This window comes from Nocardia carnea NBRC 14403 (assembly GCF_000308515.1).
GTDB classification, from domain to species: Bacteria; Actinomycetota; Actinomycetes; order Mycobacteriales; family Mycobacteriaceae; genus Nocardia; species Nocardia carnea.
Genome location: NZ_BAFV01000123.1, coordinates 70,104 through 89,111 on the forward strand (window position 1 = coordinate 70,104; position 19,008 = coordinate 89,111).

A 19,008-nucleotide genomic window follows, 5' to 3' on the forward strand; every position below is an offset into this window, starting at 1 on the left:
CTCCTTCACCAGGTCAGGGCGGGGGTGCGCACGGGCGCGTCCCACAGCGGAAGCAGATCGGCATCGGCGGGCAGCAGGGTGACCGAGACGCCGACCATATCGAGCGAGGTCACGTAGCTGCCGGCGAGCGAACGGGCGACGGTGATGCCCTGCCCGGAGAGCCGGTGGTGCACGGCACGGGCCGCGATCGACAGTTCGATCGGGTAGGCGCCGCCGAGACCGTTCACGATCGCGATCACCGCGGACCCGCGCGTGCAGCCGAGTTCGGTGACCAGCGGGTCGACCAGCCGTGCGATCAACGCATCCGCGTCGGCGAACGGGATGCGCCCGGTACCGCGTTCGCCGTGGATTCCCACGCCCAGTTCGACTTCGGCGTTATCGAGCGTGAACGCGGGACTCGTCTCGCCGGGGTGGGTGCCCGCGCTGAGCGCGAAACTCAGGGTGCGCGCGTTACGTGCGACGCGGCGGCCGAATTCGGCGACAGCGCGCAGATCCGCGCCTGCTTCCGCGCTCGCCCCGCAGATCTTCTCGACCGCGAGAACGGCCGCGGTGCCGCGGCGGCCCGGCCCGTCCTCGCTCTGGGTGGCCAGATCGTCGTCCACCAGCACGGTTTCGGTCGCGACCGCGTTATCGTCGCCGGCGAGTTCGCCGGCGATCCGGAAGTTGAGCACATCGCCGGTGTAGTTCTTCACGATCTGTACGACACCCCGCCCGGAATCGGCCGCGACCGTGCCCTCGTGCACCTGCAGTGCCGTCGGGCTGGCGAAAACCGCACCCGGTACGGCCACGTCGAGCATGCCGCTGCCGACGAAACCGGCGTGTAGCGGTTCGTGCCCGGACCCACCGCCGGATACGAGTCCGACCTTGTCGCGCGCCGGCGTGGCCCTGGTGACGAGGCCGCGTTCGCGGTCGTAGGCGATGAGCGTGGGATTGGTGAGGGCGAGCCCTTCCAACGCCTCCTCGGGAGCGTTCTCGGGCAGGTTGAGAATCTGTCGGCGCACAATGCTCCTTCGGATCGGCTCCGACCGATGCTAGTTCAGGGCAGCGGCCGAACCTGTTGCCGTCCGGCTGCGCCGGCCCGGGCGACCTACCGTCCACGACCGGCGCAAGTATCCGGCGCTGACCACCCATCGTGGTGACGGTGAGTCGGTCCGGACGGCCGGTCCGCTCCTCGGGCGTGGGCGCCGGCGGGTCGAGCAGACCTCGTCCGCGCACACCCGCTGTTTAGTTGTCGGCTCAGCGGTAATGCCGACGGCACGGGGCCGGTGGCTGCTCGCCTGGGGGCGGGCGAGTACCCGCCGGTCGTCGAACGCGATGGGACGGAGGACGCCTATGCCTGAACCGGGCGCTCACCACGATGCCCCGCGCCCCCTCCGGGCTCGCATATGGGCAGGCAGCCCATGACCTCGTGGCGTGCGCGGGCGCTGTTCGCCCGGATGTGGTTGCGGCAGAACAAGCGGTTCTACGCCGATCCTGCGGCCATGCGCGACGGATTACCGTGGCATCAGGAGCCGAAGCGTGCCCGGCCCCCGCGGCGTATCACGGCGAAATACCAGGTGACCTGCCAGGAAGTCGACGGCCGCCCCGTCTACACCCTCACACCACCCGGCGGGCCGAGTTCGCCCTGGCATATCTTCCATATGCACGGCGGTGGTTTCGTGGAATCGCCCGAACCGCACCATTGGCGGTTCGCGGGCCGGATCGTCGCGCAGACCGGCTGCACCTACACCCTGCCGATGTATCCGCTGGCGCCCGAGAACGACCACCGGGCGATCATTCCGATGGTGGAGCGGGCCTACGACCGGGTGACCCGCGAGACCGCACCCGGCAACCGCATCGTTTTCGGCGATTCGGCCGGCGGCACGCTCGCTCTCACCCTGGCCCGCCACCTGCACGAACGCGGACAACCGCAACCGCGGCCCTGGCGTTGTTCTCCCCGTGGATCGATCTGGCCACCGACGATCCGCTGTCGCTGACCATCGACGACCGCGATCCGGAGCTCGGCGTCTCCGGTTTGAAACAGGCCGGTCGATGGTATGCGGCCGACAGGGCCCTGGACGACCCGCACATCAGTCCGGCGTTCGCCGATCTCACCGGTCTCGCGCCGACCGTCGTCTTCATCGGTCACCGCGACATCCTGCTGCCCGATGCCCGGAGGGTGGCCGAACTCGGCGATGCAGCCGGTGTGCCGGTCGAGCTGCACGAATATCCCGGGATGTTCCACAACTGGTTGATGAAGAAGATTCCCGAGGCCCGGCAGGCGACCGGCGAACTACTGCACTTCCTGCGAACAGTGCCCACCGCACTCCCTGCGAACAGCGAAGGAGGAACCGGCAATGATCGTGCGGACAACCCGTGACATCACCGGAACCGATCGGCAGGTCGATACCGATCACTGGACCTCGAAGCGGATCGTCCTGTCCGACGACGAGGTCGGTTTCTCGTATCACGAGACCACCGTCGCCGCCGGTACCGAGACCCCGCTGCACTATCCCGACTACGTCGAAGCCGTCTGGCTCATCGACGGTCACGGCCACCTGATCGACCGGGACAACGGAACGACCCATACGCTCGCCCCCGGCACCATGTATCTGCTCGACGGGCACGAACGCCACACCATCATCGCCGACACCCAGCTGCGGATGTACTGCGTATTCGCGCCCGCGGTACCGCCCGGCAGCGACTGATCCGGTAGCCGGCTGCGGTGGGCCCGGTGTCAGACGGGGAAGGGCGGCGACGGCGGGAACTTCACCGGCAGGGTGATGAGCGATCGGTGGAAGGGGCCGGGGCGCCAGTCCGGTCCGCCGGGCATATCCACTTCCATCTCCGGGAGGGCGTCGAGCAGCTGATCGATCGCCTCCTGGGCCACCAGATACGCCGGGGTCTGTGCGGGGCAACTGCGCTGGCCCAGACCCCAGGACAGATGGGAGCGGTTACCGCGGTGATCGTCGGACCGGATCGCCGGGTCGTGGTTGCAGGCGGCGATACTGATGACCACCGGCTGGTGGGCGGGTAGCCAGACATCCTCGATCAGGATCGGCTGCCGCGGATAGGTGATGAGGAAGTTCGCCATCGGCGGATTGTCGAACAGTACTTCGTCGAGGGCGTCGCGGGTGGACAGGCTGCCGCCCAGTACGCTGCCGCCGAGCCGGTCCTCGGTGAGGATCAGCAGCAGGGTATTGGCGATCAGGTTCTGCTGGAGTTCGATCACCGCGCCGTACAGGCCGGCCAGCTGGTGCACCATCTCTTCTTCGTCGAGCTTGGCCTCGTGCTGCAGTAGTCGCGTGGTCACATCGCTGCCGGGGTTCGAGCGCTTGTAGGCGACCAGTTCGGCCAGGGCGGCATTGATCAGCTGGTTCGCCTCACCGGCATCGGCGCCTTCGAACATGGCGGCCATCCCGGCGGATACCCGCTGCCCGATCTCCGGCGGGCAGCCGAGCAGCGTATTGCAGACCCCGAAGGTCAACGGGAACGCGTACTGGCGAAGGAGATCGGCGCTACCCGTTTCGCAGAAGGTGTTGATCAGCGGGGTCGCGAGGCCGGATACCGCCGCGCGCAGCCCGTGCAGATCCACATCGGTGAGAGCCGTGAGATTGGCCGACCGGTAGCGCCGGAACGCCTCGCCGGTGCTGCGGGCGGGGACGGGCCGCCACTGCATGATCGGCAGGACGGGGCAGTCGGCGGGCATATCCTTCTGCCAGGTGCGCGGATCGGCCGGAAAATGTTCGTGATCGTTGAGGATGCGCACCGCCACCGCATGCTCGATCACCAGCGTCGCGGGCACACCGGGAGCCAGATCGACCGGCACCATCGACCGATGCGCGCGGCGCATCTGCCCGTATATCCGGTGCGGGTTTTCGGCGAACTCGGGCGCGTACAGCGGGAACCGGGGGCCACCGTCGGCAACCGGGGAACCGTGCACCGGTCGGGCGGCAGGGGTGTCGAACTGTCGGGTTGTCAACGAGGCTCCATACTTTTTCGCACTGTGGGCCGAGGATTCCCGTGTCCCGGCGCCGAGATGAAACACTACGCGAACGATGCACATATTGTGTTGCGCCTCAGTGGTTTTACCGAAATTGTCGCATCCACGTCACCATCGTTCGGTGGCGCCGGTGGGCAGACGCCTCGAGGCCGGCGAGCGATCGAATTGCTGAGGTTCATGGGCCCCGCGTGCGGGCGGCGGACAGCTGCGCCGGGGCAGCGATCGTCGCCATTGTGATCCGCTCGGTGTCGAGCGTTGTGATCTGCCGTATCGAGTCCGACAATGGGACGGTCCGGTAGCGATCCGACCGGGTGTTTCGACAACCGCACGGACGGCCGCGAGAGGTGTTCTCCGGAGGGCGCGACATGCCGTGAAATCAGCAGTTCCGATGTGAGGAGCAGGCGATGACACAGTCCGCAACCGGGGACCTGAAAACCAAGCACAGAGCAATCTGGGCGTCCGGCGATTACTCCCGGGTCGCCGATGACGTCATACCCGGGCTGGGAGAACGTCTTGTTCGGGCCACGCCGATCGGGCCGGGCACCAAGGTGCTGGATATCGCGGCCGGAACGGGGAATGCCGCTGTACCGGCCGCCGCCACCGGCGCCGAGGTGGTGGCCGGTGACCTGACCCCCGAGTTGTTCGAGGCCGGCCGCCGCAAGGCCGCGGCGGCCGGGGTGCAGCTGCGCTGGGAGCAGGCGGACGCGGAAGCGCTGCCCTACGCCGCCGGCGAATTCGATGTGGTGATCTCGTGTGTGGGGATCATGTTCGCACCGTTCCACCGGGCCGCCGCCGACGAACTGGTCAGAGTCACCAGAAGCGGTGGTTCGATCGGGTTGGTGAACTGGACGCCGACCGGGTTCATCGGGCAGATGTTCGCCACCATGAAACCGTTCGCCCCACCGCCACCCGCCGGTGCGCAACCGCCGCCGCTGTGGGGGTCGGAGGCGCACGTCACCGCACTGCTCGGTGACCGGGTCGGCGGGCTGGAAATGCGCCGCGAGCACGCCGTCGTCGACTGCTTCGCCGACGCCGACGCTTTCCGCACCTTCTTCAAAACCAACTACGGACCCACCATTGCTGTCTACAAATCCTTGGCCGGTGATCCGGAACGCGCCGGGCAGCTGGACCGTGAACTCACCGACCTCGCGGCCGCGCACGACCTCGGCGGTGGACGGATGGAATGGGAGTATCTGCTGGTCACAGCGCAGCGGACCTGACCTGGCGGCACCTGCCGGTCACAGTGCAGCACAGTCGACCTACCCAGCACAGCGGACCTGATGGACACGGTGCGGCGAGGCCGACGTAGACGGCGCAGTTGATCCGGTGGGCACGGTGCGGCGACGTGCGCCGAGCGGTTCGGGGACTTTCCCGGGTGCCGTCGGCGTTGTACCGGGGACGCATAATGTGGGGGACGAAGGAGGAAGCGTGACCGAAACGCGTAAGGCGATCCTGGCCGGTGGGTGCTTCTGGGGTATGCAGGAGCTGATCCGTAAGCAGCCGGGGGTCCTCGGCACCAGGGTCGGGTACACCGGCGGACAGAACGATCACCCGACCTACCGCAACCATCCCGGCCATGCCGAGGCGGTGGAGATCGTCTACGACCCGGCGCAGACCGACTACCGGGCGCTGCTGGAATTCTTCTTCCAGATCCACGATCCGACCACGAAGGATCGCCAGGGCAACGATATCGGCACCAGCTACCGCTCCGAGATCTTCTATCTCGACGACGAGCAGAAGCGGGTCGCGCTCGAAACGATCGTCGATGTCGAGGATTCCGGGCTGTGGCCGGGTAAGGTCGTCACCGAGGTATCGCCGGCGCCCGAGTTCTGGGAAGCCGAACCCGAGCACCAGGACTACCTGCAGACTTTCCCCAACGGCTACACCTGTCATTTCCCGCGACCCGGCTGGAAGCTGCCGCGGCGGACCTCGGCATAGGTGGGGTCCGAGTTCCGCTGTCCGACCGGTGAATCCGACGGTAACCCGTGGAGTCGCGGTGGTGGGCGTGCGCTGGGTAGTGTCGGTCGGGTGAGTAGGTGGACGCGCCGTAAGTTCCGCAGGATCGGCCGGATCGATCGCGCGGTGGGCGATACGGTGGCGGCGCTGCCGGCCTCGAAGGCCGATATGGGTTTGCTGCGCCTCACCTCGGGGGCCGATCACGGTGTGCTGTGGATGGCCTGCGCGGCGCTGCTGGCTTCGCGTGGCGGATCGCCGCGGCGGGCCGCGGCGCGTGGGGTCGCCTCGGTGGCCGGTGCCAGTTTCGTGACGAACGTGGTGCTCAAATCCGTTTTCGCGCGCCGCCGGCCGGCCGCAGAACTGATGCCCGCGCATCGGCGGCTGGTACCTGCGCCTGCCTCCTCGTCCTTCCCTTCCGGGCACAGTGCCAGCGCCGCCGCATTCGCCACGGCGGTGGCGATGGAGAGCCCGCGTACCGCGCTGTTCGTGGCGCCGGTGGCGGCGGCCGTCGCCTACTCGCGGGTACACACCGGTGTGCACTGGGGTTCGGATGTGCTGGTCGGCGCGGCCGTCGGCTCCGGGATCGCCCTGGCCACCCGGCGCTGGTGGCCGGTGCGCGAATCCGACGAGGCGGAGGCGGGCATCGTCCCCGAGGTACCCGTTCTCGCGGACGGCAAGGGGCTGATCGTGATGGTCAACCCGGTCTCCGGGGACGCGAACTACGACCCCACCGACGATATCGCCGCCGCCCTGCCTGCGGCGACGGTACTGCGGACCCGCCCGGACGTGGATTGCGCCGTGCAGTTGGAACAGGCCGTGGACGCGCGGCAGGAGCCGGTGCAGGCCGTCGGCGTGGCCGGCGGTGACGGCACCGTGGCGGCAGTGGCCGCCTACGCGCTGCGCAAGGACCTGCCGCTGGTCGTGATCCCGACCGGAACGCTCAACCATTTCGCCCGCGATCTGGGTGTCTACGATCTGCGCGAAGTGATCGACGCGACCGGTGTCGGCGAGGCTGTGGCGGTCGATATCGCCTCCGTCGAGTACGGGGACGAAAACGATACCCGCACACGGCATCTGATCAACACGTTCAGCCTCGGGTCCTACCCCGACCTGGTCCGTTTGCGGGAGAAATGGCAGAAACGGTGGGGTAAATGGCCGGCCTTCGCCGCGGCACTCGTGGTCACCCTGCGCCGCGCCGAACCCATCGAAATCTTCCTGGACGGTCGCTGGCAGCGGGTGTGGTTCCTGTTCGTCGGCAACGGCCCCTACCACCCGCACGGCGCCGTGCCCGCGTTCCGGGACCGGCTCGATTCCGGACTGCTGGATGTGCGGTGGCTGCGCGCCGATCTGCGGTGGTCGCGGACGCGCGCGGTGGTCGCGCTCGTATCGGCCGCGATCGGGCACAGCCGGGTATACGGCGAACGCCAGCTGCCCGAGTTGCATGTGCATCTACCCGAGCCGGAGGCGCTCGCCGCCGACGGTGAGGTGATCGGCAGCGCGACCCATCTGCGCTTCACCGTGGCCGGGCAGCTCGCGGTCTACCGCCGGGACGAATCCAATCCGCTCTGGGCCAACCGCAGCCGCCCGCACCACCGCCGGGCCCCGTGGCTGCCGGAGGTATTCCGGGTCCCGGTGAGCGGCCGGATCGCCTTGGCGATGCGCGGTTTCGGCCGGGTGTAGGCACCGCGCCTCAGCCGGATTCCGTCTTCCCTCGGGTGGTCGATACCGCCGGCGCCGGTCAGCTTGCCCGAGATGGCCGGGCGGGGGCCGTCGGCGAACGCACCGGAAGTAGCCGGGTTATCAGTAGCGCGGCCACCGCGAGCAGGGCAGTGACAGCGAATGTGGTGTGCAGGGCGTTCAGGCGCGCATCGGAGTTGATTGTGACCACGGCGTCCGCGGTGGCCCCTTCCACACCGGCGGCGCCGAGCGCGTCGCGCAACTCGGTATCGGAGAGGAACGGCACCCCGTCGGCCAGCTCGGTGGCTGCCTGCTGCTGCACTGTGGCAGGAATCTGCGGGTTGTTCTCGATGCCGTCGGTTACCGATGTCGTCAGAGTCGCGATCAGCACGGAGCCGATCAGCGCGGTGCCCAGCGAGGCGCCGAGATAGCTCGCGGTGTTCTGCAACCCGCCCACTTCGGCGCTGCGTGATTCGGGGACCGCCGAAACCGTGATCGCGCCGAGCTGTGCGGCCAGCGCACCCAAACCTGCCCCCATCAGCAACATCGGGACGGCGACGACCTGCGCGTCTGCCCCGGGGTCCATACCGGCCGCGAGCAGCAGAATGCCGGTGATCATCGAAACGAGTCCCAGCCGGACCACTCGGCGGGGGCTCGCCCGGGCAGCGAATTTCGGAATACCCACCGCGGTGACGATCAATGCCACCGATAGCGGGAGCAGGCGCGCCCCGGTGCCGAGTGCGCTGAGTTGGAGGACGACGGAGAGGAACAGTGGAATGGCGAAGAAGACACCGGCCTGCACACAGAACTGGGCGAAGAACATTCCGAGTCCGCCGGTGAGCTGCCGGTTGCGCAGCAGCGCAGGGTCGAACAGCGGTTCGTGTCCGGCCCGGATCCGTAGCGCGAGCCATTCCCGTAGGAGATACAGCAGGACCAGGCCGCCGAGCAGTAGCCAGATCACCGGAGAGAGGCCGAATATCGCTGGGGCGCCGGGCTTTTCCTGGATCCAACCCCAATTGCTGGAGCGGAGCACGCCGTACACGATCATGCCGAGTCCGCCCACCGACAGGAGCGAACCCACGATATCGAGCCGGGCTCGCTCGGCAGGGCTGTCGGTCATCCGGCGGAGGAACAGCATGATCACCACGACGACGAGCACCTCGCCGAAGAACACGAGCCGCCAGGAGGCGTAGGTGGTCACGGCTCCACCCAGCAGCGGCCCCACCGCCACCGCCGCGGCTCCCGCGGCGGCGACCATTCCGTAGGCGGCATTACGGCGTTCGGCCGCGATATTCGCGGCGACCAGGGACACGATCGCCGGCATGATCAGTGCGGCGCCGATTCCTTCCAGTAGCGACCAGCCCAGCAGGAGAACGCCCAGATTCGGCGCCAGTCCGGTGACGAAGGATCCGACGCCGTAGACGATCAGGCCGATACCGAACACCCGCCGTCGGCCGACTATTGCGCCGATCTTGCCGCCGGTGATCATCAGCGATGCCATCACCAGGGTATAGAGCGTGATGGCGGTTTGGATACCGGTGATGGTTGTGCCCAGGTCCTGTGCCACCGTCGCCATCGACACGTTCATCACCGAACTGTCGAGCGTCATAAGGAACTGCCCGGCGCACAGCACCGCGAGTACCAGCCCGGAGCCGGACCGGGTCGCCGGCCCGGCTCCGGGCTGGTCACTTGTCGGCGGACTCATCGTATCGGCCCGGCTCCGGGCGGCCTACTGGTCGCCGAAATCGAACATCCACGGGATGGCGAACCGGTCGGTCATCATGCCGAACAGTTCGGTCCATTCCGTCTTGGCGAGCTGCATATCGATGGTGCCGCCGACGGCGAGGGCGTCGAACAGCCGACGCGCCTCGTCCTGATCGCTGAGTTCGAGACATACCGTGAAGTTCGGGCGCGTGGAGATATCGACGGTCTGCCCGGGCGGGCAGTCCGAGCCCATCAGTATCTGTTCGACACCGTTGAGCGGAAGCGCCACATGCGCCACCAGGTTCTTGGCCTCGGCGGGCAGGTTTTCGGCCTCGCCCATATCACCGAAGCGGATCAGCTGGAGGTCGCCGCCGAATACGGACTGATAGAAGGTGAACGCCTCCTCGGCGTTACCGTTGAACATGAGGTACGGGTTGACGGATTTCATGCGGATCTCCTTCTCGGCTGAATGCGGATTTCGGAGGAACGCCGGGACCGGGCGCCGGGGACGATCTGGGCCGTCGAACCGTACTGCCGAGTCCGGATGATGTACCGGGGGTCCGGTCCACTGCCGAACCTAACTCCCCCTCGCCGATTCCGCAGCAGAACGCACCCATGTATTCCGGTTCGGTACAAGCGCTGCGCCGCGGGCTCGCCGAGCCCAGCGGTGCTCCGCCCGCAACACCCGTGACCAGGGCATACTCCAGGCGTACGCCGAAGTCACCAAGGGGAGGGGCCGGACCGAGCGCGCCGGCGGCGCGCCGACAACCCAGAGGTTTCCATGGCGCTGACGCATCCGGCCCATTCGCCGGACAACGATCGTGACCGGGTCGCGGTGAACCCGGTCTTCACGCGCGAACCGCTCGAGGTACCGCGTAACCGGCTACCCGCCGACGAAATCGACAGTGATACCGCCTACCAGATCGTGCACGACGAACTCTTGCTCGACGGTAACGCCCGGCTCAATCTGGCGACCTTCGTGACCACGTGGATGGAACCGGCGGCGCAGACACTGATGAGTGAATGCTTCGACAAGAACATGATCGACAAGGACGAGTATCCGCGCACCGCGGAACTCGAACAGCGGTGTGTGCGGGTGCTCGCCGATCTCTGGCATGCCGAGGACCCGCAAAACGCCGTCGGTTGTTCGACCACCGGGTCGAGTGAGGCGTGCATGCTCGCCGGGCTGGCGTTGAAACGACGGTGGCAGCGGCGGCGGCGCGCGGCCGGGCAGCCGGCGGACCGGCCCAATCTGGTGATGGGCAGCAATGTCCAGGTGTGCTGGGAGAAGTTCGCCGAGTACTGGGATGTGGAAGCGCGCCTCGTGCCGATGTCGGGGGAGCGGTTTCATCTGACGGCCGACGAGGCGGCGGCACACTGCGACGAGAACACCATCGGGGTGGTCGCAGTGCTCGGTTCCACGTTCGACGGTAGTTACGAACCGGTCGCCGAGATCTGCGCGGCACTGGACCGGCTGCGCGACGAACACGGCTGGGATGTTCCGGTACATGTGGACGGCGCGTCGGGCGCGATGTTCGCCCCGTTCTGCGATCCGGATCTGGAATGGGATTTCCGGCTGGCGCGGGTGGCCTCTATCAATACCTCGGGGCACAAGTACGGGCTGGTCTATCCGGGCGTGGGCTGGGTGCTGTGGCGGGATGCTGCGGCGCTGCCGGACGAACTGGTGTTCCGGGTCAACTACCTGGGTGGTCAGATGCCGACATTCGCGCTGAATTTCTCCCGGCCCGGCGCGCAGGTGGTGGCGCAGTACTACACGTTCCTGCGGCTCGGCCGTCGTGGTTACGAACGTGTGCAGGGTTACTCCCGGGAAGTTGCCGCGGCGCTCGCCGACCGGATCGCGCAGCTCGGCCCGTTCCGGCTGATCACCGACGGCCGCCAGCTCCCGGTTTTCGCCTTCACACTGGCGCCGGAGGAGACCGGGTATTCGGTGTTCGATGTCTCCGCGGCGCTACGTGAACAAGGCTGGCTGGTGCCCGCCTACACCTTCCCGGCCGACCGGCAGGATCTGGCGGTGTTACGCATCGTGGTGCGCAACGGTTTCAGTCATGACCTGGCGGATCTGCTCGTCGGCGCATTCGAACGGGCGTTACCGCGGCTGCGCGCTCAGCAGGCACCGCAGCGGGGTGCGGAATCCGCATCGTTCTCGCACGGTGCCGATATCGGTGTTCAGGGCGTGGACCCGCCGGTGGGTGGCGGCCGCTGAGCTCGGCCGGTGTGGTGGAGCGGAGCCGATCGCCGGCTGCTCCGCCCCACCACTCAGGTGTCCGTTGAATGGTGAACCGCCGGCCGGGTCAGAAGGCGCTGCCGGTACGCGGGAGGAGCCAGTGCAGCGGCAGCCCGTGGCCGAGGCCGTGGCCGTGGTTCCAACCGCGATTCCAGCCGGGATGGCCGTGACGGTGGCGGTTGCGATGGCCGCGGTCCCACCCCGCGCCGTGGCCGTGCCGCCCGTTCCAGCTGTGATCGTGCCGGCCGTGATCACGGCCGTAACCGTGACCGTGACGGCCGGGACGACTGACGTCTTCGGCCTCGCTGCTCGCCGTGACCGCCACCGGATCCGCCAGGGCCGGGGCGGCGGTGACGGCCAGCGGTGCCACCGCGATCACGGCGGTGGCGGCGATACGGGTGACGAAGCGGTGGGTGCGTGAACTACGGCGCATGGTTCGGTCCTCTATCGTTTGCCCCGCCGCGGCGGGTGCTGTACGGGCAATCGCACTGTGGGACGCGCGATTTCGATAACCGGAACCATACCGTTGAACAACGGCACATTCAACAGGTGTCTGTTAACCCGTCTTGTCGGCGGTCAGAGGCTTCGGCGGATCGAGCCGTAGCACGCACCGGGTGCGACTGTAGATCGTCGGCATACATTCGTTGCAATGCACACAGGCCGATTCGGTGGCGGCATCGGACTGGATACGCCGCAACAGGTCCGGCTCGCGCAGCAGTGCCCGGCCCATGGCGACGAACTCGAACCCCTCCGCCATCGCCAGCTGCATCGACTCCAGATCGGTGATCCCGCCCAGCAGTACCAGCGGCATGGACAATTCACGACGGAACTGCCGGGCCCGCTCGAGCAGGTACGCCTTCTCATACGGATATTCGCGCAGGAAGGCCTTGCCGACCATCCGGAAACCCCACCGCGTCGGCGCCGGCAGTGTTTTCGCGAACTCCCGGCGCGGGGCCGCGCCGTGGAACAGCAGCATCGGATTCAGCAGCGAACTGCCCGCGGTGAGCTCCAGTGCGTCGAGGGCGTCGTCGGCCTCCAGCCAGGAAGCCACCTGCAGCGATTCCGGGAGCGAGAAACCGCCCCGGATCCCGTCCTCCATATTCAGTTTCGCGGTCACCGCGACCCGATCGCCGACCGCTTCGCGTACCGCGCGGGCGATTTCGCGGGCGAACCGGGCCCGGTTCTCGAGCGAGCCGCCGTAGACATCCTTGCGCCGGTTCAATATCGGGCTCAGGAACGAACTCGCCAGATAGTTGTGCCCGAAATGGATTTCCACCGCGTCGAATCCGGATTCGACCGCGAGTTTCGCCGCATCGGCGTGGGCGGCGACGAGTTCACCGATCTCGCCGATGGTCGGCACCTTCATCGGGGCCATACCGAGCGGGCTGAAGAACCGGCTCGGTGCCACCGCCGGGACGCGGTTGGAGGCGGCATTGGCGACCGGGCCGGCGTGCCCGATCTGCGCACTGGCCGCCGCGCCCTCGGCATGGACCGCATCGGTGAGCCGGCGCAGGCCGGGGACGGCTTCGGGGCGCATATAGATCTGGTGCCGGTCGGTGCGGCCGCCGGGAGCGACCGCGCAGTAGGCCACCGTCGTCATCGCGACCCCGCCGGCGGCCACCTCGCGGTGGAATTCGATGAGATCGTCGGTGACCAGTGCGTCGGGGGTGCGTCCCTCGAAGGTCGCGGCCTTGATCACCCGGTTGCGCAGGGTGAGTGGGCCCAGGGTGGTGGGGGCGAATACGTCGGTCACCGTGACTCCTTGGTGGCTGGTATGTGCGGTTCGCGGAGGCCGTGGCGAGGGTGGAGATTTCGCCTCATCGGTTGTCTCCGGTCGGTGCGGTGAGCCCGGCGACGACGAAATCGCGCAGGGTTGCCGCGGTGTGCGGGGAGAGCGGCCGGTCTTCGGCGGCCGCGGCGCCGAAACGCATGATGATCAGGTCGAAGGCGAGCATCCAGCGGTACCGGCTCTCGCGTTCGTCCACCTGTGGAAGTAGTCCGGACCAGGAATCGATGCGGAACCACTGCTGCTGCCAGTGCAGGACCTGCCGGCCGATAACGCATTGTGCGAGCAGCCGCAGATGCAGCCGGCCCAGCGGGTCGGCCGCCAGATCGGTGAAGGGCGCGAGGACCGCGTCCACGATCTCGGCGACCGCGCGCGGTGCGGCGGTGGCCTGGGCCAGCCGGTCTGCCCACAGCGCGCCGAGCCGATCTTCCAGCAGTGCCGCGAGCAGGGCCTCTTTGGAGCCGAAGTGGTAGTGGACGGCCGCGGCGTTGGCGCCCGCCTCGGCGCAGATGCGGCGCACCGAGACCTCGTCGTAGCGCTCGGCCAGCAGGAGCTTTTCGGCGGCCGTGAGCAAGCGTTCCCGGGTGGCGGCCGAGACGTTCTGGGGCATACGCGTAGTGAACCACCGCGCCGGGCAAATTTCAATCAGTGATTGAAATACTGATTGAAACCCCTGGCTGTCGCATACCGCGACAGTCGTTACGCGATCGCAATCGCTCGGGTCTTCAGGACCCGGCGCCGCCTCCGCCGATCCTGGTCTACTGGTGTACGTATGCCCCGTGATTGTCCCGAAAGCCCGTCGATCGACCGGTAAGGAGAACACGATGGCCAACGAGATCCGCGCGGTCACAGTCCTGGGCACCGGGGTGCTCGGCTCCCAGATCGCCTTCCAGACCGCCTACCACGGATACCCGGTCCAGGCCTACGACATCAGCGAGGCCGCTCTGGACGCGGCGTCCGACCGGCTTGCCGGTCTCGCCGCCACTTACCGCGACGAGGTGATGGGCGCGACCGCCGAGCAGACCGAGCAGGCCCGCGCGCGTATCGCCCTCACCAGCGATCTCACAGCTGCGGTTGCGGATGCCGACCTGGTGATCGAGGCCGTTCCGGAAGTACTCGAGATCAAGAGACAGACCTATGAGAAGCTCGCCGCCGTGGCCCCCGACCACACGATCTTCGCCACGAACTCCTCCACCCTGCTGCCCAGCGATATGCGCGGGTTCACCGGCCGGCCGGACCGGTTCCTGGCCCTGCATTTCGCCAACCACGTCTGGAAATTCAACACCGCCGAGGTCATGGGCACCGACCGGACCGAAAAACAGGTCTTCCGGGCAGTGGTCGATTTCGCCTCCTCGATCGGCATGGTTCCCATCGAGGTGCACAAGGAGAAGGCCGGTTACGTCCTGAACTCGCTGCTGGTGCCGTTCCTCAACTCCGCGATCGAACTCGCCGCCGGCGACTACGCCGAACCGGAAGCCGTCGACAAGACCTGGCGGATCGCCACCGGCGCGCCGATGGGTCCGTTCCAGATCCTCGACGTGGTCGGGCTGAACACGCCGTACAACATCCTCGTCGCCGGCGAGGACACCCGCGAGCTCGCCGCATGGCTGAAGGACAACTACATCGATAAGGGCAAGCTCGGGGTCGCGACCGGCGAGGGGTTCTACAAATACTCCTGAACCCGCCGCCGCCCGTTCACCGCGGTGGGGGTGCTTTCTCCTGCGCGGCTTCCCGGGCCAGGCGGTCCTCGTGGATCTGCACCAGTTCGCGGAACCCGATCCGGTCCCAGCCGGGTTTCGGCTGGATACCCCATTCGTCCTGCGCGGTTCGCTGACCCGCGGCTTCCGGAGGTCCGCCGAACGGCGGGCCGGACAGCGGGTACGGATGCCGGCATTCGAGGGTGTCGTCGGAATATCTGACCTTCATCAGTTCACTGCAGATCTCGGTGAACGACAGCGTCGGCCAGCCGTACCAGAGGGCGAGCGCCGGCACCGTGAATGCGCCCTCGATGACGAGCGCGAACAAGCAGACGAAAATGGCGCGGCGTAACCATTTGTGCATCCGTGCGAACGGCGCGGTGGTGCCCGGCGGCAGCTCGGATTTTCCGGGATCGTCGGTGGCAGGGGTGGGTGTGCTCATGGGAAGTCCTTCGAGCGGAAAGGATTCGGCTACCGGTCGGTCAGTCGGAGAAGATTTCGCGGTTGACGGTGTGCAGGTAGGGGATCGCCAGGAACGGCGTGATGTAGAAGATGTCGTAGAGCCACCAGCCGATCACCGGCAGCACGACCCCGTCGTAGCGCACATCGGCGTACATGGTCATGTTGAACGTGTAGCCGATCCAGATCACCAGGCCGAACCAGCAGGTGACGATCATCCACTGGTGTCCCCAGCGTTTCATCTGCAGGAAGGCGATGGCGGCGGCGATACGCATCGGGAAGACGGTCAGCATCAGGGCCACCTCCCAGCCCTTCTCGCCCGGCGCCCCGGCTCCGCCGATCCACAGTTCGTTGTAGTGCCAGAAATAGCCTGCGTCGAAGAAATTGCCCCATGCGGTGAGGATGACGCGGTTGATCAGCGTGTGGTTGGCGATGAGGTCCAGCGCCCAGCCGAGGCTGTTGAGTGCGGCATCGAGAATCACCAGATAACCGATCAGCGTGACGATGATCGGCCGGACCGACAACCCGGACTGCTGCGCCCGCCGCTGTAGCCATACTCCGCGCAGGAAGATCGGCAGGCCGACGATACCGAGAACAAGCGTGCCCATCAGCAGTGTTCCACCGGTGAGCCACCAGTCGGCTTCGCGCTGGGCGCGCCGGGATCCGTCGTGGTGTTCGTCGTAGGCGTCCTTGGGCCCGGCCACCGCCGGGGAGCCACGCCAGGGCAGGGAGAATGCCGAGAGTTTCACGAGGCCTCCTACCAATCCCGGACGGAATACATGTGCAGCTGGATGAGAAACATCGCCAGCAGGAATCCGTAGGCGAAGATCTGGACGGCGATCAGCGCGCGCCGCCGCCGGCGATCCTGTTCGTTCATACTGTTTCTCCTTCTAGAACGACTGCGCGGCGGGGGTTTGCGCGCCGGCCGAGGCGGCCGCCGCGATCTCGCGCAGACCTTCGCTGATCGCGCCGTTACTGCTCAGTGGCGCGAGAATGCAGGCAAGGGTGGCCTCCCACTCGTCGGCGCCGGCCGCGATGAGATGTGCCGTGGTGACCAGCACCCGGGTGGAGGGCGGCTCGAAATGGAAGACCTCGTCGGCCTCCCGGATCGTGCGGGCACAGGCCACCAGACGCCGGGCGGTCTCCGGCGCGACACCGGTCTCGGCGACGACCACCGCCGCTTCCGGGTCCGGATCCAGGTAGTCCATGGTCAGTGTCATGAACCGCTGCCGGAACGACGGTTTCAGTTCCTTGAGGGAACTGCGGTAGGCCGGATTGTAGGAGCACACCAGCATGAAGGTTTCCGGCGCGGACACCACCTCGCCTGCGCGGTCCAGGTACAGCGTCCGGCGATGATCGGTGAGCGAATGCAGGACCGCCAGCGAATCGTGCCGGGCCTCGACCACTTCGTCCAGATAGCAGATCGCTCCGTTCTTCACGGCCGTGGTGAGCGGACCGTCGCGCCACACCACATCACCGCCGGTTACCAGGAATCGGCCCACCAGATCGGCGCTGGTGAGATCGTCGTGACAACTGATGGTGACCACCGGCCGGTCCAGCCGCTGTCCCATATGTTCGACGAACCGGGTCTTACCGCAGCCCGTGGGCCCGGTGAGCATCACCGGTATCCGCCGTTGAAATGCTTTGTGGAACAATTCGATATCGGTTCCGGTCGAGTAGTATTCGGCGCTCATCCTCACCCCTTGTCCGTCCGCCGGCGTGCATTTCGGCACGCCCACCACCGCTCACGACGCCGAGCGGTGTGAACCTCGCAGTACCTCCGTATTCGTTCCGGCTGTGGTCTTCCACGCCGGGGGCTTGCTTGCTGCTGCCCGGGCCCATCACACGGCGACCAGTTCGCGATGGACGTGGGCGAGTACGCGCGGTAGTTCCTCCACGCGGCGAATCCGCTGGGAACGCCGGTCGCCGAATACGGTGGGCAGGGGATCGACCCGCACGGGCCCGATGCCCAGGTAGTACACGGCGACGCCCGCCTCTTCCGCCTCCACGACGGAATGCGCGACATCCGCCCAGGCGTAGCGGCCCTCGTAACCTTCGTCGGAGATCAGGCCGTCACCGATGATCAGCAGCAGTCGCCGCTGCGCAGGCTGGGTGAGTAAACGGCTGGTCAGATGCCGTATCGGCGCGCCGAGGCGCGTGTAGCCGCCGGTCTGCAGGCCGAGGCCACCCGGGTCGACGAAACTCGGCTCGTCGAAATCCTTCAGGCAGCGGACCTCCACCCGATGCCGGGTGTTGCCGGTGAAAACGAAGATCCCGTGCCGTTCGCGGGTGACGGCCATGGCATGCGACAGCGCATCCGCGCAGGCCAGTTCGAGCCGGAAGGCGCGGCCCTGGTGCAGCCCGAGTGACGAACTACCGTCCAGCAGAACGGCGGTCGCCACATCGCGGGTGTCGGGGAGTAGTTCCCGGAATACCCGCGGTTGCGGTGCGGCACCCGCCGCCAGGTCGACGTAGTAGCCGATATAGCGGTCGGTATCGAGATCCGACCCGTCCTCGAGTCCGCCGGTCATGGCGCGGTGGGTGCGTTCGCGGAACCAGCGCCGCACGTCCACTGCTGCGGGAGCGGGGTGGTGCGCCGGTTTCGGCTGCCGGCGTTCCAGGACGGCGACATGGCCGGGCAGGAAACTGCCGGACCACATATTCCATTCCGGGTACGGGATGCCCGCGCGACGGACGGGTGCGATCTCGAGATCGTCGTTCTCCGGCCGGCTCGGCGGCGGGAGGTTGGGGTTGCGGACACCGCCCTCGCCGCCCACAGGTACCGACATGGCGCGGTAGGAGTCGGTACGCGGCGTGGTCCACGGCATCCGCCCGTACATGCGCCGCGCCGCGACCGATATCCGGCTGCGTGCCGGGAAGGTCAGCGGGGGCGTGCCGAGAATCGGGTCCGGAACCGGGGAGCGCGCGGAGCGGGCCGCCGCGACGGCCTGGTCCAGTATCGCCATCCCGTCCAGCTCGGGGTCACCGATTTCCAGGTCCGGCAGTACCCGGCGCAATTCCGGGATCAGGCCGGGAAACCTCGCGGCGATCCAACCCAGCGCGACCGTCCCTTCGACCACTGCCAGACTCGCGAGTTCGCGGGGTGAGAGTTCGTGCAGCGCATACCGGGCGATACGTTCCTTCGACGGCGCGCATTGCAGCGCGACCCCGCAGGTCACCGTGCGCCGGGTCCACTCCGGCAGCGGCGGGTAGGGCACGTGCACGACGCTCTGCGCCGAATTCAGTCCGAACGACCGGCGTTCACCGGTGATCAGCCGGGCGCCGCTGCGGCGCCGCGCGGAGAACGCGACGGCGGTGACAGCGCAACTACGTTCCAGCGCTGCGGCATTCGTGGTTTCGCGGACATCCATGGCCGGCACCCGTGCCTCGGTCGCTCACTGACCCGGTGGCTCAGAATGTCCCGATATTGCGCATGACCCAGTACCAGAACCCGATCACGGCGCCCATGGAGCCCCAGGCGACGATCAGGCGCACGATGTCT

17 protein-coding genes and 1 pseudogene are annotated in these 19,008 nt (G+C 67.4%); 7 read left to right on the forward strand and 11 right to left on the reverse strand.

Annotated elements, in window-relative coordinates:
* Nucleotides 1-5 precede the first annotated feature (5 nt).
* Nucleotides 6-1,001 (reverse strand): dihydroxyacetone kinase subunit DhaK, encoded by a 996-nt coding sequence (locus tag ON22_RS38290; RefSeq protein WP_033244829.1) that lies wholly within the window; start codon nucleotides 999-1,001, stop codon nucleotides 6-8.
* Between the two features lie 399 nt (nucleotides 1,002-1,400).
* Here ON22_RS38290 and ON22_RS36160 point away from each other — a divergent pair.
* Together ON22_RS36160 and ON22_RS31825 are read left to right on the forward strand one after the other, a co-directional pair.
* Nucleotides 1,401-2,356, forward strand: a pseudogene (locus ON22_RS36160) (alpha/beta hydrolase); the annotation flags it as partial.
* The gene (locus ON22_RS31825; protein WP_033244830.1) at nucleotides 2,337-2,687 is read left to right on the forward strand and encodes an ectoine synthase; all 351 of its coding nucleotides are present in this window, start codon (nucleotides 2,337-2,339) and stop codon (nucleotides 2,685-2,687) included. The pseudogene ON22_RS36160 and the gene ON22_RS31825, both read left to right, overlap by 20 nt.
* Nucleotides 2,688-2,716: 29 nt before the next feature.
* Here the strand turns inward: ON22_RS31825 and ON22_RS31830 are convergent, their stop codons facing one another.
* A complete protein-coding gene (locus ON22_RS31830; protein WP_033245311.1) occupies nucleotides 2,717-3,961 on the reverse strand; it encodes a cytochrome P450 family protein in 1,245 nt (414 codons plus the stop codon).
* A gap of 425 nt (nucleotides 3,962-4,386) precedes the next feature.
* Here ON22_RS31830 and ON22_RS31835 point away from each other — a divergent pair, with 425 nt between their 5' ends.
* From ON22_RS31835 to ON22_RS31845, 3 genes are all read left to right on the forward strand, one after another.
* The gene (locus ON22_RS31835; protein WP_033244831.1) at nucleotides 4,387-5,202 is read left to right on the forward strand and encodes a class I SAM-dependent methyltransferase; all 816 of its coding nucleotides are present in this window, start codon (nucleotides 4,387-4,389) and stop codon (nucleotides 5,200-5,202) included.
* 256 nt (nucleotides 5,203-5,458) lie between these two features.
* On the forward strand, nucleotides 5,459-5,920 hold the full coding sequence (gene msrA, locus ON22_RS31840) for a peptide-methionine (S)-S-oxide reductase MsrA (protein WP_373280903.1): 462 nt from the start codon (nucleotides 5,459-5,461) through the stop codon (nucleotides 5,918-5,920).
* A gap of 90 nt (nucleotides 5,921-6,010) precedes the next feature.
* Nucleotides 6,011-7,618: a bifunctional phosphatase PAP2/diacylglycerol kinase family protein gene (locus tag ON22_RS31845; protein WP_231508624.1), complete on the forward strand. Its 1,608-nt coding sequence runs from the start codon at nucleotides 6,011-6,013 to the stop codon at nucleotides 7,616-7,618.
* Between the two features lie 58 nt (nucleotides 7,619-7,676).
* Here the strand turns inward: ON22_RS31845 and ON22_RS31850 are convergent, their stop codons facing one another.
* Both ON22_RS31850 and ON22_RS31855 read right to left on the reverse strand, forming a co-directional pair.
* Nucleotides 7,677-9,320, reverse strand: a complete 1,644-nt coding sequence (locus tag ON22_RS31850; protein ID WP_033244833.1) for an MFS transporter — start codon at nucleotides 9,318-9,320, stop codon at nucleotides 7,677-7,679.
* Between the two features lie 24 nt (nucleotides 9,321-9,344).
* The gene (locus tag ON22_RS31855; protein ID WP_033244834.1) at nucleotides 9,345-9,767 is read right to left on the reverse strand and encodes a VOC family protein; all 423 of its coding nucleotides are present in this window, start codon (nucleotides 9,765-9,767) and stop codon (nucleotides 9,345-9,347) included.
* A 333-nt stretch (nucleotides 9,768-10,100) separates the two neighbouring features.
* Between ON22_RS31855 and gad the strand changes: the two genes are divergently transcribed.
* Nucleotides 10,101-11,543, forward strand: coding sequence for a glutamate decarboxylase (gene gad / locus ON22_RS31860; RefSeq protein WP_051158344.1), 1,443 nt, complete (start codon nucleotides 10,101-10,103; stop codon nucleotides 11,541-11,543).
* An 88-nt stretch (nucleotides 11,544-11,631) separates the two neighbouring features.
* Here gad and ON22_RS31865 read toward each other — a convergent pair whose 3' ends face one another.
* From ON22_RS31865 to ON22_RS31875, 3 genes are all read right to left on the reverse strand, one after another.
* Nucleotides 11,632-11,997, reverse strand: coding sequence for a hypothetical protein (locus ON22_RS31865; RefSeq protein WP_051158345.1), 366 nt, complete (start codon nucleotides 11,995-11,997; stop codon nucleotides 11,632-11,634).
* Nucleotides 11,998-12,120: 123 nt separating this feature from the next.
* Nucleotides 12,121-13,317: an NADH:flavin oxidoreductase gene (locus ON22_RS31870; protein ID WP_033244835.1), complete on the reverse strand. Its 1,197-nt coding sequence runs from the start codon at nucleotides 13,315-13,317 to the stop codon at nucleotides 12,121-12,123.
* Nucleotides 13,318-13,381: 64 nt separating this feature from the next.
* Entirely contained in the window at nucleotides 13,382-13,960 is a 579-nt protein-coding gene (locus tag ON22_RS31875) for a TetR/AcrR family transcriptional regulator (protein WP_033244836.1), read from the reverse strand.
* 214 nt (nucleotides 13,961-14,174) lie between these two features.
* Between ON22_RS31875 and ON22_RS31880 the strand changes: the two genes are divergently transcribed.
* The gene (locus tag ON22_RS31880) at nucleotides 14,175-15,029 is read left to right on the forward strand and encodes a 3-hydroxyacyl-CoA dehydrogenase (RefSeq protein ID WP_033244837.1); all 855 of its coding nucleotides are present in this window, start codon (nucleotides 14,175-14,177) and stop codon (nucleotides 15,027-15,029) included.
* A gap of 16 nt (nucleotides 15,030-15,045) precedes the next feature.
* On the opposite strand, the gene ON22_RS31885 is transcribed toward ON22_RS31880, so the two are convergent.
* The 4 genes from ON22_RS31885 to ON22_RS31905 all read right to left on the reverse strand — a co-directional run bounded on the left by ON22_RS31885 (nucleotide 15,046) and on the right by ON22_RS31905 (nucleotide 18,877).
* Nucleotides 15,046-15,489 carry a hypothetical protein gene (locus ON22_RS31885; protein WP_051158346.1) on the reverse strand — a complete coding sequence of 148 codons (444 nt, stop codon included), beginning with the start codon at nucleotides 15,487-15,489 and terminating at the stop codon, nucleotides 15,046-15,048.
* A gap of 40 nt (nucleotides 15,490-15,529) precedes the next feature.
* On the reverse strand, nucleotides 15,530-16,210 hold the full coding sequence (locus ON22_RS31890; RefSeq protein ID WP_156052353.1) for a hypothetical protein: 681 nt from the start codon (nucleotides 16,208-16,210) through the stop codon (nucleotides 15,530-15,532).
* Between the two features lie 186 nt (nucleotides 16,211-16,396).
* The gene (locus ON22_RS31900) at nucleotides 16,397-17,200 is read right to left on the reverse strand and encodes a CbbQ/NirQ/NorQ/GpvN family protein (RefSeq protein WP_033244839.1); all 804 of its coding nucleotides are present in this window, start codon (nucleotides 17,198-17,200) and stop codon (nucleotides 16,397-16,399) included.
* Nucleotides 17,201-17,347: 147 nt separating this feature from the next.
* Nucleotides 17,348-18,877, reverse strand: coding sequence for a nitric oxide reductase activation protein NorD (locus ON22_RS31905; protein WP_033244840.1), 1,530 nt, complete (start codon nucleotides 18,875-18,877; stop codon nucleotides 17,348-17,350).
* Between the last annotated feature and the right edge of the window lie 131 nt (nucleotides 18,878-19,008).